The following is a 14,903-nucleotide window of genomic DNA, read 5'->3' as shown; positions in this document are numbered from 1 at the left end:
TTAACTACCGAGAGGAGCGGTTCTCAAAACAAAAGAACGGGGAAAAGTCCTGGTAAGAGACCTGCATATCGTCATATGTCACGCTCTGTAACATTTTGGAGGGCTTGTTCAGCGGCCCGCAGGGCGGCGAGCCCGTTGACGAGAGACACACTGGAGACGCCCGTGCCGAGCCGCCGACATCCCGCCGCCGTCCTGTTCGACCGCGACGGCACCCTGATCGTGGACGTCCCCTACAACCGCGACCCCGGCCGGGTGGAGCCCGTACCCGGAGCCCGCTCCGCGGTCGACCGGGTCCGCCGGGCGGGCGTGCCGGTCGGCGTGGTCACCAACCAGTCCGGGGTGGCCCGGGGGCTCATCGGCGCCGAGGAACTGCGCGCCGTCAACGCGCGGGTGGAGGAGCTGCTGGGCCCGTTCGACGTCTGGGTGGTGTGCCCGCACGGCGAGAACGACGGGTGCGGGTGCCGCAAGCCGGCTCCCGGGCTGGTGCTGCGGGCGGCGGCGGCGCTCGGCGTGGACGCCCGCGACTGCGTGGTCATCGGGGACATCGGCCGGGACGTGGAGGCCGCCCAGGCGGCCGGGGCCCGGGGCGTCCTCGTCCCCACCCCGCGGACGCTGCCCGGCGAGATCACGGCCGCCACGGAGGTGGCCGGCGATCTCGCCGCCGCCGTGGACCTGGTGCTCGGAGGCGCCACGGTGAACGGCACGGCCCGGACCGGCAGGGCGGGCGGCCCACCGCCCGGGACCGACGCCACCGGCGAGACACCCCGGACCGGCACGGTGGGCGGTCCGCCCCAGGCCCGGGGCGGGGGCCGTTCGGACGCCGGAGCCCTGCGGTGAGGGTCCTGCTCTGGCACGTGCACGGGTCCTGGACGACGGCGTTCGTGCAGGGCGCCCACGACTATCTCGTGCCGCTCGTCCCCGACCGCGGCCCCGACGGGCGCGGCCGGGCCCGGACCTACCCCTGGCCCGCCGGCGTGCGCGAGGTGCCGTGGGACCGGCTCCACGGCGAGGAGGTCGACCTGGTCGTGCTGCAGCGCCCCCACGAGCTGGAGCTCGTCCGGCGCTGGCTGGGCCGCCGCCCGGGCCGGGACCTGCCCGCCGTCTACGTCGAGCACAACGCCCCGGCCGGCGACGCCCCCGGCACCCGCCACCCGCTGGCCGGCCGCGACGACATCCCGCTGATCCACGTCACCCACTTCAACGACCTGTTCTGGGACTCCGGCAGGGCGCCCACCCAGGTCGTCGAACACGGCGTCGTCGACCCCGGCCACCGCTACACGGGCGAGCTGCCGCGGGCCGGCGTCGTGGTCAACGAGCCCATCCGGCGCGAGCGGGTCGCCGGGACCGACCTGCTGCCCAGACTCGCCTCCGCGGCCCCGATCGACGTCTTCGGCATGAGGGTCACCGGCCTGCCGCACCGGCTCCGCTTCCCCTTCGGGACCTTCGAGAACCTGCCCCAGGAGGCGATGCACGCCGAGCTCGCCCGGCGGCGCGTCTACCTGCACCCCTACCGGTGGACCTCGCTCGGCCTCTCCCTGATCGAGGCCATGCTGCTCGGCATGCCCGTCGTGGCGCTGGCCGCCACCGAGGCCGTGGAGGCGGTGCCGCCGGAGGCGGGGGTGATCTCGACCCGCGTCGCCACCCTCACCGCAGCGCTGGAGTCCTTCGTCACCGACCCCGCCAGAGCCCGGCAGTGCGGGAAGGCCGCCCGCGCCGCCGCGCTCGCGCGCTACGGCCTCGGGCGCTTCCTGGCCGACTGGGACCGCGTCCTCGCCGGGGCCGCCGGACGCTGAGGCGCCGCGGCCCCACCCCCGGGCGGCCGGAGCCCCGATCCGAGTGAATTCTGCGTCGAAGGGGGAAGCAGGGGCGGATGAAGACTCCAATCACGCTGGTGGCGCTGGCCGCGGTGGTGACGGGGCTGGCCGGTTGCGCGTCCGCGGAGAAAGGGCCCGCCGAGCAGGCGGTGACGCGGTTCTACGCCGCCCTCCACAGCCGCCAGGGTGAGCAGGCCTGCGCGCTGCTGGCGCCGGAAGCGGCCGAGAGCCTGCGGACGGGGGGCCAGACCTGCGCCAAGGCCGTCCTCGACCTCGATCTGCCCGGTGGGCAGCCGCGCGAGGTCGACATCTGGGGCGACGAGGCCCAGGTGCGGCTCACCCGGGACACCGTCTTCCTGCACCGCTTCCCCCGTGGCTGGCTGGTGCGAGGCGCGGGCTGCCGGCCCCGCGGCGACCTGCCCTACCGCTGCGAAGTGGAGGCCTGACATGCGCGTCATGTTCGTCACGACCCTCACCGTCGTCGTGGTCGGCCTGATCTACGTCTTCGCCGTCGGCCTGCTGCAGCGCTAGGGAGACGCTCATGAAACGATTCGTCAAGGAGAACAGCCTCAGCCTGTTCTTCCTGATCACCTTCCTGCTGGCGCTGCTCGGCCAGTCCTTCGCGGGCAACGCCGCCACCAACGACCAGCGGCTCAGCGAGGGGGCCGAGCCGATCTCCTGGCTGCACTACGTCACCTCCTCCGACTTCGCCGTCGACGTCGCGGAGAACTGGCAGTCGGAGTATCTGCAGTTCCTGCTGTTCATCCTCGCCACGGTCTGGCTGGTGCAGCGGGGCTCCCCGGAGTCGAAGAAGCCCGGCGATGAGGGCGGGGGGAGCGACGCCGAGCAGAAGACCGGACGGCACGCCGAGCCCGGCAGCCCGCAGTGGGCCAGGGCGACCGGGCTCCGGCAGACGCTGTACGGCAACTCCCTCGGCGTGCTGATGGGCGTGATCTTCGTGCTGTCGTGGCTGGGCCAGTCGGTGGCCGGCCGGGCGAGCTACAACGAGCAGCAGCTCGCCCAGTTGCAGGACCCCCTTAGCTGGGGCGGCTACGTCACCTCGGGCGACTTCTGGGACCGCACCCTGCAGAACTGGCAGTCGGAGCTGCTGGCCGTGCTGTCGATGGTCGTCTTCTCCATCTACCTGCGCCAGCGCGGATCGCCCGAGTCCAAGCCCGTCGGCGCTCCGCACCGGGAGACCGACGTCGAGGGCTGACCCGGACCGGCCGCGGCCCGGCACCGCCCCGCCGGCGGGCCGGCACCGCGCGGACGGCCCGCCGTACCCGGACTCCCCGGGTACGGCGGGCCGTCCGCGTGATCGGCCGGGCCCGCCGGAGCGGCGGTCACCCCCCGTCGTCGCCCCGGTCCTCGGGATGCCACGCCTCGGATCCGGCGGCGCCCTTGCGGTCGTCGGGGATGTGCGGCGCGGGACCCTCGGGATCTATGCCGGTGGGGGCTCCGGCGCCGGCGGCGTCCGCCCGGTCGTCCGGCACCTGGGCCGGGGGTTCGGGGGAGGTGCTCTCCGGGTCGCTCTCAGTCATGGGGTTGCCCCGTCCTCGAAAAGGCCCCTCGGCCGGGGCGGCGCGGACCGTCCGGCGACCGGGGAGACGCGATCATCGACACACAGGGAGTCCCTGTCCACCGCGGGGCGCCTTATAGCTCGTGCCGGCAAAGCTCTCCAAAAGAAGGAGGAGCGCCCCGCCGCGCCGGTCAGCCGTTGGACTGCGGGACGATCGGGCCCTCGCTGGCCTGGACCAGGACGAAACCCTGCCCCTGGAAGGCGAGCTGCGCGGCCTCACCGCTCCCCCGCCCGATGAGCGCCCCCGCCTTGAGGGTGCGGTTGACGCCCACCCGCAGCCCGGCGCTCCAGCAGACCGCGGACTGGCTGTCGGCGAAGGTCGGCGCGTAGGAGGTGTCGAGCAGCACCGGCGCGCCGTGCGCGGTGACCGCCACCCAGCCGGTGCCCTGGACCGTGGTGTTGAACAGGCCGCCGGTGGCGATGCCGGCGCCCTGCAGCCGCTGGATGTCCCAGGCGAGCTGCGGGTCGAAGGCCAGCAGGTTGGTCCCGTTGACGGTGATGGCCTCGTTCTCCAGATAGAACAGGTGCACGTCGTCGGCGTTGTTGGCCACGAAGAGCGCGCCCTGCCCGCGGACCCGCATCAGCGGCGCGCCCTCACCGGTGACCATCTTCTTCAGGAACCGCCCGACCCCGCCGGACCCCTCGTAGTCGAAGTCCATCTGCCCCTGGAAGGCGACCATCGACCCCTGCCGCGCCAGCACCTCCCCGTTGAGCTGCACCCGCAGCATCTTGGAGTTCTGCAGGGCGAAGTGGCCGGGGACCTGGCCCTGGTCCAGGTTTCCGAAGAACGAGCTACGCACGGGGTGAGGCCTTTCGTCGTCGAGGAGCCGCAGGAGACCGCATGAGAAGTGACGAACGGGGCCGGGTGTGGGTTCCCCGCCCGCGCCGGTGGGACCGACCCTGCAGACCGGTGAGGACCGCCCCCACGGACCGGTGGGGAAGGGACCGCCGCCCCCGAGCCCTGCCTGACTCCCGGCGGTGGAGCCGCCCCCTGGCGACTGGGTAGCGTCAACCGGATGAGGAAGTCGGCGGCTGACCGGATCAGCCGGTATCACGTGCTCACGGAGACCCTGCTGTGGGCGGCTGTGTGCCTGCCCGTGCTGTGGGCGGGAGGCACCTCCGCCGAGGACGCCTACGCCTGGTGGGAGGTGACGGCGGGGCTGGTCCTCGTGGGTGCGGCGGTGGCGCTCGGCCGGCCCTTCCCACCGGCGTCGATGCTCCTCACCGCGGCGCTGTGGGGGATCTCACTGCTGTCCCGCGGCGAAACGGCGGTGGGCGTCGTCCCCTTCTTCCCGGCGATGGTCGTCATGAGCTATCTGGCGGGCGTACGGACGGCGCGGACGCGGCCCGGGCTGCTCGGGCTGGCCGGGACGGCCGCCGTGACAGCGGTTCTCGCGTCCGTCCTGACCGGCGGCTCCGCGGTCGGGTTCGTCGCGGTCGTGGGGGTCGCCCTGTTCGGGGCCGTCCCCTGGCTGACCGGGCGGGGCAGGCACCAGCATCTGGAGCTGGCCCGCTCGGGCTGGGAACGCGCCGAGCAGTTGGAGCGCGCCCAGCGGATCGTGGCCGAACAGGCCCGGCTGCGCGAGCGCACGCGCATCGCCGGGGACATGCACGACCTGCTCGGGCACGAGCTGAGCCTGATCGCGCTGCGGATCGGCGGGCTCGAAGTCGCGCCGGACCTCGACGCCCGCCATCGCGACGCGGCCGGCGAGGCCCGCAGGGCGGTCACCGCCGCCTCCGAGCGCCTCCAGGAGATCATCGAGGTGCTCCGCGACGACACCGCCCCGGCCGCGCCGGACCTGCCCGGGGAGAGCGTCGCGGAGCTGGTGCGGCGGGCCGCCGCCTCCGGCGTCCCGGTCGAGGCGCACGGCGTGCGGGAGGACGGGTGGCCCACCCCGATGGTGGAGCGCGCCGTCTACCGCGTGGTGCAGGAGGCGCTGACGAACGCGGTCAAGCACGCCGCGGGGGCACCGGTGACGGTCAGGCTCGACCATCTGGCGGGCGAGACCGTGGTGACCGTGACCAACGGCGCGCCGCCCGCGGGCCCGGTGCCCGGCCGCGGAGGGGACCAGGGCCGGGAGGGCCTGATCGCGGGAGGGGGCCACGGGCTGATCGGCCTGGCCGAGCGGGTCCGCCTGTGCGGCGGGTCCCTCCGGGCGGGCCGGTGCGGCGACGGTTTCGAGGTGACGGCACGGCTGCCGCACGTGCCGGGCCCGGCCGGGGAGAGCCGGATCCCGTCGCCGTCCGCCGTCCGCCTGCAGCAGGCGCGGCGGCGGGTGCGCCGCGCCCGCACCCTGGCGATCGGCGCGGCCGTGGCGACCTGCGCGGGCGCGGCGGTGGGCGTGGGCGGGTTCATGACTTACGACACCGTCACCTCCGCCCTGCCGCCCGCCGACTTCGACCGGCTGTGGGTGGGGCAGAATCGGAGCGAGGTGGAGGCGGTGCTGCCGGCCCGGACCCGGGCCGACGCCGTGGGGCGGCCGGGACCACCGGTGCCCGACGGGGCCGAGTGCCTCCACTACGGCGCGCACCGCAACCCGTTCGGCGGGGACCGGGGGGAGCTCTACCGGCTGTGCTTCAAGGACGGCCGGCTGGCGGGCAAGGACTTCCTGCCCGCCGCCCCGGCCCGGCCGGCGACCACCCGGCAGGAGGGAAGACATTGATCCGAGTGGTGCTGGCCGACGACGAGACCGTGATCCGCGCGGGGGTGCGGATGATCCTGTCGGCCGACCCCGAGATCGAGGTGGTCGCCGAGGCCGGGGACGGGCGGGCGCTGGTCGAGCTGGTCCGCGCCCACCGGCCGGACGTCGCCCTGGTCGACATCCGCATGCCGGAGCTCGACGGGCTGGCCGCGACCGCCGAGATCCGCCGGGCGGTGCCCGGGACGGCGGTCCTGATCATGACCACCTTCGGCAAGGACTCCTACATCGCGCGGGCGCTCGCCGACGGCGCCGCGGGGTTCCTGCTCAAGACCGGAGACCCCCGGGAGTTCCTGCTGGGGGTGCGGGCGGCGGCCGAGGGCGGCGCCTACCTGTCGCCCAAGGTGGCCGCCCGGGTGATCGGCGAGCTGGCCGGCGGGCGCATGGCGCGCGCGGACGCCGCCCGCGAGCGGATCGAGGTCCTCACCAGGCGTGAGCGCGAGGTCCTGGGCCTGGTCGGCGCGGGCATGTCCAACGCGGAGATCGCCCAGCGCCTGCACCTGGTCGAGGGCAGCGTGAAGACCTACGTCAGCACGATCCTGGGCCGGCTCGGCGTGCGCAACCGAGTACAGGCCGCCGTCATCGCCCACGAGGCCGATCTGGTCGAGCGCGGCTAGCCCCTCCGGGCGTGCCCGGCGCGGTCCGCGGCCGCCGCCGCGGTGAGCGCCGGGCGCAGCGGGCCTCCCGCACGCAGGCGCGCCACGAGCGGGGTGAGCAGGGGTGTCAGGGCCAGCATCAGCGGCGGCGCCACCACCGCGCCGAGCAGGGAGCCCGCGATGACGTCGTGCGGGTAGTGCACGCCGACGAAGACCCGGGAGAAGGCCCCCAGCACGGCGAGGACCAGCACGTAGGGGGCGGTCCGCCGCCAGGCGACGGTCAGGGCGGCCGCCGCGGCGGCGACGAGCGTCGCGTGGTTGCTGGGGAAGGACCAGTCCCCGTACGGAGGACACTCGGCGATGGCGGAGACGCCGCGCAGGACCCGGCAGGGCCGGTCCTCCTCCATCAGGCCCTTGGAGAGTTCGCTGATCACGTAGGCCGCCACCATCGCGACGGGGGCGAGCAGGGCCAGCGTCATCGTCCGGGTGTCCTGGCTCCGGGCCCGCCACCAGGCGGCGAGGAAGAGCGCCGCGAACAGCAGCAGCACGGCCTCCGTGCCGATCTCGGCCAGCGTCTGGAACCAGGGCGGGGTGCTCTGCGCGAACTCGGTTATCTCGCGGTACAGCTCGGCGCTGACGTCGGGCACGTCCTCGATCTGATCGCTCACATTTCCTCCACATCGTCCCTGCAGGTCGCGAACGACTGTAGGAACCGGGAGGTCAGGCGGGCAGTCGCCGGTCGTCACCGATCGGCATTGACTTTCGGCAAGGTCACCGGGGACGTCCGGCGGGGCGGGGGCATCGGAGGCGTCCGGCGGGGCCGGGGTCCCCGGGGACGTCCGGCGGGGCGGGGTGGAGGGCGGGGGCGGCCGCCCCGGACCCGTGAGTGATCAGGCCAGGCAGCGCAGGGCCGCCCTGAGCCTGCGGTCGAGCGGGTGGCCGTCCGGCAGCCGGCCCACCGTCGCCTCGACGAACTCCGGGGCGGACAGCTGCGCGGTCGCGCCGGCGGCGTGCACCCAGATCCGCTCGGCGGTCAGCTCGACCTGCGCCTGCGACCCCTGCTCCGCCAGCACGGCGGCGGCCACCTCGGCCCGCCACCGGGCCCGCTCGCCGGCCTCGTCGTCCGGCACGGGAGCGCCCACGTCGTCGGCGTGGGTGGCGTACTCGGAGTCGTAGTGGAAGGTCTGCAGGCCCACCGGATACGGGCCGGCCAGGGTCTGCAGCTCCGCGTCGCGGCCGAGCGCGCGCATGCGCCCGCGCGTCTCGCCGTTCGCCCGCCGCCACTCCTCCAGCACCTCCTCCACGGGCATGCCGCGGCTGCGCCGTACGCACCAGTCGTTGAAGCCGTTGAAGCCGCCGGTGACGCCCTCGCGCCCGAGCATCGCGGTGAAGCCCTGGACGTCGCCGTCCAGGCAGGCGTGGTTGTACAGCTCCTCGCCGGCCAGATGGCCCAGGACGTCGCGGACCGACCAGCCCGCGCACCGCGAGGGGCGCTCCCAGCCCTCGTCGTCGAGCCGGGAGAAGTGGCGGTCCAGGCGGGCCGCCTCGGTGTCGAAGATGTCAAAGGGGTCGAGACCCGCCAGCGGGTCCTTCAGTGGTGAGGTCATGCGTCAGAGGTACCCCGGAAAGGGGTGCCGTACATCGCGGGACGGCGGCCCGGACGGCGCGCCGGCTCGACCCGCTGAGCCGTCTCCCTCTCCGCGCCCTCCCCGACCGGCGTTCACCGGCGTTCACCCGCTTTCAAGCGAAGGACAAGCGGCAGCCGCGAAGGTGGAAGGGTGAGGGAGACATCGATGAACCCGGCCGAGGACGGGGTCCACGCGGGGCGGGCCGACGACGGCTGGGAGACGGACTACGAACAGCTCGCCGGCCTCAACCACCTGCTCGGCCTGCAACGGGAGGAGGGCGACCGCGAGGCCGCCCTCGGCACCGCGAGGCGGGCGCTGGAGCGGGCCCGCCGGCTGCCGCCCCTGCACCGCCTCGCCGTGGCCGAGGCCCTGCAGGAGCTCCGGGAGGAGCTGACCGCGAGCGAGCTGTGGGACGAGGCGAGGCAGGTGGCCGTCGAGACCGTCCGGGCGTACGCCGGGCTCGGCCAGGACGGCCTGGACCTGCGTTTCCGGCACGCCCTGGCCCTGGACGGCATGGCCGGGATCGACCTGCGGCTGGGCGAGCCCGCGAGCGCGCTGGAGGCCGTCCTGACCTCCACCGGGATGTACCGGGCGCTCGCGGGCGCCGACCCGGCCGGCTACCGCCCGGAGCTGCTGCGCTCGCTGCACAACCTGCGCCACGTCCACCGTGAGCTCGGCCGGCTCGGCGACGCCGCCGGTGCGATGCGCCAGGCCGTCGCCCTGTGCCGGGAGGCCCGCGACGGCGACTCCGGCTGGACCCCGGAGCTGGCCCGCGCCCTCGACCGCCTCGGCTGGGACCTCGAAGAGAGCGGGCAGCACGGGGCCGCGGTCTCCGCGCTGGAGGAGTCCGCGGCGCTCTACGGGGAGTGCCCGGGCAGCGAGGAGTCCCGGGCCGACGTCCAGGAACGGCTGGGCGTCGTCCTGACCGCGATGGGCCGGAGCGCGGAGGCGGTCGAGGCCGCCGCCGCGGCCACCGCGCTGCTGCGGGAGATCGGCGACCCCGCGCGGCTGGCGACCGCCCTGCACAACCTCGGCATCAGCCTCCGGGGCGCCGGCCGGGCCACGGAGGCGGCGGAGGCGGTGCGTGAGTCGGTGGAGCTCCTCCAGCGCCTCTACGACGCCGACCCCGGCTGGGCGGCCGGGCTGGCCGCCACCCTGGGCTTCCTGAGCCTCCTGCGGGAGGAGTGCGGGCAGTTCGAGCAGGCGGCCACCTCGGGTGAGCGCGCCGTGAGCCTGCTGGAGCGCCTGCGTTCCGACGGCGACGGTGACGGCGACCACGGCCACGACCTCGCCCAGGCGCTGCACAGCCTGGGCCGCTACCACGAGCGGCTGGGGCGGCCGGATCGGGCGGCCGCCTGCCTGGAGCGGGCTCTCACCCTGTACGGGGAGCTGGCCTGGCGCGCCCCGGACCGCTCCCGATCCGGCCTGGCCGACGCGTGGGTCGCGCAGAGCGTCTACCTGGCCCTGCTCGGCCGCCCCGAGGAGGCGGTGGCCGCGGCGCAGCTGGCGGCCGACCTGTACGGCGGGGCCTCCCCCGCCGAGACGGACCACCTGGCGACGGCGGCCGGGCACCCGGCGGGAACGGCCGGCCGGCGGACGGGGACGGCGGAGCACTGGGCGACGGCGGCCGAGCATCCGGCGGGAACGGCCGGCCGGCGGGCGGGAATGGCGGAGGCCCTGTCCCACCTGGGCGCCCGGGCGGCGGACGCCGGGCACCACGGGCGCGCCGTCCGGGCGACGGCCCGGGCCGTGGACCTCTACGAGGACCTCGCGTCCCTCGACCCGGGCTCATACCTGGGCAGGCTCGCCGACGAGCTTGACAGCCTCGCCGTACGGCACTGCGACCAGGAGGACCACGAGAAGGCTCTGCCCCTGCTCGAACGGGCGGCCTCCATCTGGGACGACCTCGGCCACGGCGCCAAGCTCGCGGTGACGCTGCGCAGGCAGCTTCTCGTCCTGAGCTGCCTGCGCCGCGACACCGAGACGGTGACCGACAGGTTGCTCGCGGCGGCGGACGACCCGGTCGACGCCTTCACCGCCCTCGGCGAGCAGCTGGTCGGCGCCCGGCAGCCGGAGGCGGCCCTGGAGCACCTGATCCGGGCGGTCACGCTGTGGGAGATCATGTCGATGCGGCAGCCGGACGCCTCGGCGTCCCCCTGCGCCCGCGCGCTCTGCCTCATGGCCACCTGCCTGGACGACCTGCTCCGCCTGGACGAGGCCGTCGTGGTCCAGCAGAAGGCCGTGGATCTCCTCACCGCCGCCGTCGAGGACGAGCCCGAGCAGCTGCCCCTGCTCTCATGGGCGCTCGGCGAGCTGGCCGGCTACCTGCGTCAGGCGGGCCGCGCCGGCGAGGCGCTCGACCACCGCCGCCGCGCCGTCGAGATCGACCGCGGGCTCGCCATCCGGGAGCCGGCCCTGCACCGCCGCTCCTTCGCCGGCTCGCTGACCGAACTCGGTCAGCTCCTGGAGGATCTCGGCAGCCACGCGGAGGCGGAGGAGGTGCTGACCCGGGCGCGCCTGCTCAGCGCCACCCTGCCGGATGCCGGGCAGGTCCCCTGACGCGGGCCTCTCGACGCGGCCCCCTGACGCGGGTCCCCCGATGCCACCCCCGCCCCCGCTCCGGCGAGGGCGGGTCCGGCGGACCCGGCGGGCGGCGGGTCAGTCGTCGTCATCGTCGGAGTGGCGGCCGCGCGAGGTGAGATCGACCCCGGACTCGCGCAGGAAGGCGACGAGCGGCCCTTCGGAGGCGAGCCTGCCCTCCCGCCGCGCCTTGACCAGGTCACGGCCGAGCTCACGCAGCTCGTCGCGGACATCCCCGTTCTTGCCCTCCTGGATCTTCCGGGCGATCTTGGCGATCTTCTCCCGGACCTTGCGGGCCAGTTTGGGGTCGATGCCTCCGCGCCGTTCCTGGTCGGTGACGGCACGGCCGAAGGCCAGCAGCCGCGCCCGCCACTCCTCCGCCGCCGATCGCGGCGACGGCCGGGTCCGGCTGGGGGCCGGGGACGGGGCCGAGCTCCGCGAGGCGGTCGGCGACGGTGACCGCGGCGCGGACGGCGTTCCGGACGGGACCGCGACGGTGGTGACCGAGCTCACCGGATCCGACGGGGCCGACGTCCACAGGGCCCCGGCCACGAGCACGGCGACCACACCCAGCGCGGCCCCCGCGTGCCACCTCCGCAGGCGGCCCGGCGCGGGTCCCGCCGCCCGAGGCTCCCCCGGAGCGCCGGGCTCCGCCGCCGGGCCGAGGTCCGGCACGGGGAACACCGCGGTCTCGTGGGCCCGGGGCGCCTCGGCGCCGGGAGCCCGGAGCGGCACGGCCTCATGGCCCCGGGGCCTCACCGTGTCGTGGGCCCGGGGCGCCTCGACGCCGGAGCCCCGGGACACCGCGCCCTCATGGACACGGTGCGCCGCGGTGTCACGGACGCGGTGCGCCGCGGTGTCACGGACGCGGTGCGCCGCGGTGTCACGGACGCGGTGCGCCGCGGTGTCATGGACGCGTGGCGTCGCGTGGCGTGCGACGTCGGCCAGCACCCGGCGGACGACCTCGCCGCTGGCGGGCCGGGCGGCCGGGTCCTTCTCCAGCAGGGCCAGCACCAGCCTCTCCAGCTCCGCCGGGACGTCCGGGCGGTACCGGCTGGGCGGGTCCGGGCGGTTGTGGACGTGCTGGGCGGCCAGCTCCGTCGCCGGCCCGGTGAACGGGGGACGCCCGCACAGCAGCTCGTAACAGACGCAGCCGAGCGCGTAGAGGTCGGAGGCCGCGTTCCCTGCCCCACCGAGAACCTGCTCGGGCGACAGGTAGGCGGCCGTGCCGATGCCGCTCTTCCCTGAGGTCAGCCGTACCGCGGCCTCGGTCGCGACCCGGGCCGTCCCGAAGTCGACCACCTTGAGCACGCCGTCCGCGCTCTGGTGCAGGTTGGCCGGGGTGACATCGCGGTGCACGACTCCGGCCCGGTGCGCGGCGTCCAGCCCGAGCGCCGCCTGCCCCGCCAGGCGGCACATCGCCGGGACGCTCAGCGGCCCGTTCTCGGCCAGCTCGGTGGCGAGATCGCGGCCGGTCAGCAGCTCCATCACCAGGAACGGCCGGCCCTCGTGCTCGCCCACGTCGAACACCGTCACCACGTTGGGGTGGACGACCCGGGCGGCGGTCCGCGCCTCCCGGGCGAACCGCTCGCGCATCGAGATGTCGGCCACCCGCGGCGACAGGATCTTGACCGCCACCGGCCAGCCCGGCCGCAGATCATGACCGCGCCACACCTCGCCCGTCTCGCCCCGGCCGATCAGCTCCTCCAGCCGGTACCGGCCGGCGAGCATGGCCGGCGGCCGTTCCCAATCACCCACGATTCCCGCCATCGATTCCGAGCCCGGCAATTGGGACCCCACCTTACGGGTGCCCGGCCGGGTGGTGCCCGCTGGAACCGATCATGGCAGCGGCCGTCCGGGTCCCGTCGGCTCAGACGGACGGTTCCGGGACGGCGCGCAGGGCCTCCGCCGCCGCCACGTCGTCCGGCCGCCGCTCGGCGGCGAGCTCCGCCTGGACGTGCAGCCGGTACCGCTCCGTCTCGCGCCGCACCGTGTCGTCGTCCCAGCCGAGGACCGGGGCGATGAGGGCGGCCACCTCGGCCGCGGCGGCGAGGCCCCGGTCCCGCTCCTCCATGAAGACGTGGGTACGGCGGGTCAGCACGTCCTCCAGGTGCAGCGCCTGCTCGTGCGAGGCCGCGTAGACGGCCTCGGCCCCCAGGTAGCCCGGCGCCCCGTGGAGCGGCCGCCCCAGCGCGGGGTCGGCGGCGACCAGGTCCAGCAGTTCCTCGACCTCCGACCCGTAGCGGCGCAGGAGCCGTTCCACCGAGGCGACGCTCAGCCGCGAGCGCCCGGCCAGGCCGTGCCGCCCGTTCCACAGCGCCTCGTACCCGGCCGCCCCGAGGAGCGGGACCCGGTGGGTGACCGACTCCGGTACGGCGGTGCCGAGCTCTCGCGCGGCCATGTCGACGGCGTCCCTGGCCATCACGCGGTAGGTGGTGTACTTGCCGCCGGCGACGACCACCAGGCCCGGGAGGGGGACCGTGACCAGGTGCTCGCGCGAGAGCTTCGCGGTGTCCGCCGAGTCGCCGGCGAGCAGCGGGCGGAGCCCGGCGTAGACGCCTTCGACGTCGTCGTGGGTCAGCGGCCGGCGCAGCACCGCGTTGACGTGGTCGAGCAGGTAGTCGATGTCGGCGCGGCTGGCCACCGGGCGGTCCTTGTCGAGGTTCCACTGCGTGTCGGTGGTCCCGATGATCCAGTGCCGTCCCCACGGGAGCACGAAGAGCACGCTCTTCTCGGTCCGCAGGATCATCGCGCTGCGGAGCCCGATCCGGTCACGCGGCACGACGAGGTGCACGCCCTTCGACGGCCTCATGGTGTGGCTCCCCCGGACGCCCGCCATCACGAAGGTCTCGTCCGTCCAGACCCCGGTGGCGCTGATCACCTGACGCGCGCGGACGGTGACCTCCTGGCCGCTTTCGAGGTCGGCGACGCGCGCTCCCGTGACCCGGGCGCCCTCGCGGAGCAGGCCGGTCGCGCGTGCCCTGCTCACGACGGTGGCGCCGTAGCGCGCGGCCGTCCGCACCAGCGTCAGCGTCATGCGCGCGTCGTCGGTCTGCGCGTCGTGATACCGGAGGGCTCCGACGAGGGCGTCGGGGCTCAGCCCGGGAGCCTCCTCAAGGGCGCGGCGGCGGCTCAGGTTCCGGTGACGCGGGACGGCCGACCGCAGCCCGCCCAGGAGGTCGTACAGGGTCATGCCCGCGCCGATGTAGAAGCGCTCCCAGATCCGGTGGGTGAGCGGGAAGAGGAACGGGACGGGGTGGACGAGATGGGGCGCCAGCCGGGTCAGCAGCAGGTGGCGCTCCTTGAGCGCCTCCCGGACGAGCCGGAAGTCGAGCTGCTCGAGATAGCGCAGGCCGCCGTGGATCAGCTTGCTGGACCGGCTCGAACTGCCGGCCGCCCAGTCACGGGCCTCGACCAGCGCGACCGACAGACCGCGGGACACCGCGTCGAGCGCGGCCCCCGCGCCGACGACTCCACCGCCGACGACCAGCACGTCGTAGTGGTTCTCGCTCATCTCCCGCAGCGCCGTCGCCCGGTACTGCGGTCCCAATGCTGCAGATCCCACGGTAGGGCCTCCTCTCCTCAGGGCCGAGCGTGGTCTCGTCCTTCAGGGGCGAGCGTGGTCTCGCGGAGAGGCGGGGCCCGGCCGCCGGCCGGTCAGTCGACCTCGACCCAGTTCAGCGTGCGTTCCACGGCCTTCTTCCAGCCGGCGTAGCCCCGCTCACGCTCTTCGTCGGACCACTCCGGCTGCCAGCGCTCGGCCTCGTTCCAGTTCTGCTTGAGCGCGTCGGTCGACTGCCAGAAGCCCCGTGCCAGGCCCGCCGCGTAGGCGGCGCCGAGCGCGGTCGTCTCGGCCACGACCGGCTTGGACACCGGCACCCCCAGGACGTCGGCCTGGAGCTGCATGCACAGCCGGTTGGCCGTCACGCCGCCGTCCACGCGGAGCACGTCGAGGACGACTCCCGAGTCGCTGTACATGGCCTCGACGACGTCGCGGGTCTGGTAGC

14 protein-coding genes are annotated in these 14,903 nt (G+C 75.0%); 7 read left to right on the top strand and 7 right to left on the bottom strand.

What is annotated here, in order from left to right:
* Positions 1 to 162 precede the first annotated feature (162 nt).
* The 4 genes from ACWDS7_RS08720 (at position 163) to ACWDS7_RS08705 (ending at position 3,030) form a co-directional block, all read left to right on the top strand.
* Positions 163 to 837, top strand: coding sequence for a D-glycero-alpha-D-manno-heptose-1,7-bisphosphate 7-phosphatase (locus tag ACWDS7_RS08720; RefSeq protein ID WP_451928744.1), 675 nt, complete (start codon positions 163 to 165; stop codon positions 835 to 837).
* Positions 834 to 1,793 carry a glycosyltransferase gene (locus tag ACWDS7_RS08715; protein ID WP_451928743.1) on the top strand — a complete coding sequence of 320 codons (960 nt, stop codon included), beginning with the start codon at positions 834 to 836 and terminating at the stop codon, positions 1,791 to 1,793. The genes ACWDS7_RS08720 and ACWDS7_RS08715 overlap by 4 nt, the downstream gene beginning before the upstream one ends.
* A gap of 77 nt (positions 1,794 to 1,870) precedes the next feature.
* Complete coding sequence (locus ACWDS7_RS08710) at positions 1,871 to 2,260, top strand: hypothetical protein (protein ID WP_451928742.1); 390 nt, start codon at positions 1,871 to 1,873, stop codon at positions 2,258 to 2,260.
* 95 nt (positions 2,261 to 2,355) lie between these two features.
* Positions 2,356 to 3,030: a DUF6766 family protein gene (locus ACWDS7_RS08705; RefSeq protein WP_451928741.1), complete on the top strand. Its 675-nt coding sequence runs from the start codon at positions 2,356 to 2,358 to the stop codon at positions 3,028 to 3,030.
* 127 nt (positions 3,031 to 3,157) lie between these two features.
* Here the strand turns inward: ACWDS7_RS08705 and ACWDS7_RS08700 are convergent, their stop codons facing one another.
* Positions 3,158 to 3,355: a hypothetical protein gene (locus tag ACWDS7_RS08700; protein ID WP_451928740.1), complete on the bottom strand. Its 198-nt coding sequence runs from the start codon at positions 3,353 to 3,355 to the stop codon at positions 3,158 to 3,160.
* Between the two features lie 169 nt (positions 3,356 to 3,524).
* On the bottom strand, positions 3,525 to 4,193 hold the full coding sequence (locus tag ACWDS7_RS08695) for an AIM24 family protein (protein WP_306857304.1): 669 nt from the start codon (positions 4,191 to 4,193) through the stop codon (positions 3,525 to 3,527).
* 216 nt (positions 4,194 to 4,409) lie between these two features.
* Between ACWDS7_RS08695 and ACWDS7_RS08690 the strand changes: the two genes are divergently transcribed.
* On the top strand, positions 4,410 to 6,056 hold the full coding sequence (locus tag ACWDS7_RS08690) for a sensor histidine kinase (RefSeq protein WP_451928739.1): 1,647 nt from the start codon (positions 4,410 to 4,412) through the stop codon (positions 6,054 to 6,056).
* Entirely contained in the window at positions 6,053 to 6,709 is a 657-nt protein-coding gene (locus ACWDS7_RS08685; protein ID WP_306857302.1) for a response regulator transcription factor, read from the top strand. The genes ACWDS7_RS08690 and ACWDS7_RS08685 overlap by 4 nt, the downstream gene beginning before the upstream one ends.
* Here ACWDS7_RS08685 and ACWDS7_RS08680 read toward each other — a convergent pair.
* Both ACWDS7_RS08680 and ACWDS7_RS08675 read right to left on the bottom strand, forming a co-directional pair.
* Positions 6,706 to 7,356, bottom strand: coding sequence for a phosphatase PAP2 family protein (locus ACWDS7_RS08680; protein WP_451928738.1), 651 nt, complete (start codon positions 7,354 to 7,356; stop codon positions 6,706 to 6,708). The two genes, ACWDS7_RS08685 and ACWDS7_RS08680, sit on opposite strands and share 4 nt — an antisense overlap.
* Positions 7,357 to 7,578: 222 nt before the next feature.
* Complete coding sequence (locus tag ACWDS7_RS08675; protein ID WP_451928737.1) at positions 7,579 to 8,295, bottom strand: maleylpyruvate isomerase family mycothiol-dependent enzyme; 717 nt, start codon at positions 8,293 to 8,295, stop codon at positions 7,579 to 7,581.
* Positions 8,296 to 8,466: 171 nt separating this feature from the next.
* Here ACWDS7_RS08675 and ACWDS7_RS08670 point away from each other — a divergent pair, with 171 nt between their 5' ends.
* Positions 8,467 to 10,875 (top strand): tetratricopeptide repeat protein, encoded by a 2,409-nt coding sequence (locus ACWDS7_RS08670; protein ID WP_451928736.1) that lies wholly within the window; start codon positions 8,467 to 8,469, stop codon positions 10,873 to 10,875.
* Between the two features lie 99 nt (positions 10,876 to 10,974).
* Here the strand turns inward: ACWDS7_RS08670 and ACWDS7_RS08665 are convergent, their stop codons facing one another.
* From ACWDS7_RS08665 to ACWDS7_RS08655, 3 genes are all read right to left on the bottom strand, one after another.
* On the bottom strand, positions 10,975 to 12,654 hold the full coding sequence (locus tag ACWDS7_RS08665) for a protein kinase domain-containing protein (RefSeq protein WP_451928735.1): 1,680 nt from the start codon (positions 12,652 to 12,654) through the stop codon (positions 10,975 to 10,977).
* 112 nt (positions 12,655 to 12,766) lie between these two features.
* Positions 12,767 to 14,461 (bottom strand): glycerol-3-phosphate dehydrogenase/oxidase, encoded by a 1,695-nt coding sequence (locus ACWDS7_RS08660; protein WP_451928734.1) that lies wholly within the window; start codon positions 14,459 to 14,461, stop codon positions 12,767 to 12,769.
* Between the two features lie 92 nt (positions 14,462 to 14,553).
* Positions 14,554 to 14,903, bottom strand: a 350-nt coding sequence (locus ACWDS7_RS08655) for an FGGY-family carbohydrate kinase (RefSeq protein ID WP_451928733.1), incomplete at its 5' end; no start/stop codon positions are given.

Source organism: Streptosporangium sp. NPDC003464, assembly GCF_053588315.1.
The sequence above is the reverse complement of the archived record's forward strand: the minus strand, read 5'-3'. Positions and strand labels throughout refer to the sequence as shown.

Coding starts and splice junctions, on each gene's coding strand:
- ACWDS7_RS08710 (WP_451928742.1), top strand. CDS start 1,871: ATGAAGACTCCAATCACGCTGGTGGCGCTGGCCGCGGTGGTGACGGGG.
- ACWDS7_RS08705 (WP_451928741.1), top strand. CDS start 2,356: ATGAAACGATTCGTCAAGGAGAACAGCCTCAGCCTGTTCTTCCTGATC.
- ACWDS7_RS08700 (WP_451928740.1), bottom strand. CDS start 3,355: ATGACTGAGAGCGACCCGGAGAGCACCTCCCCCGAACCCCCGGCCCAG.
- ACWDS7_RS08690 (WP_451928739.1), top strand. CDS start 4,410: ATGAGGAAGTCGGCGGCTGACCGGATCAGCCGGTATCACGTGCTCACG.
- ACWDS7_RS08675 (WP_451928737.1), bottom strand. CDS start 8,295: ATGACCTCACCACTGAAGGACCCGCTGGCGGGTCTCGACCCCTTTGAC.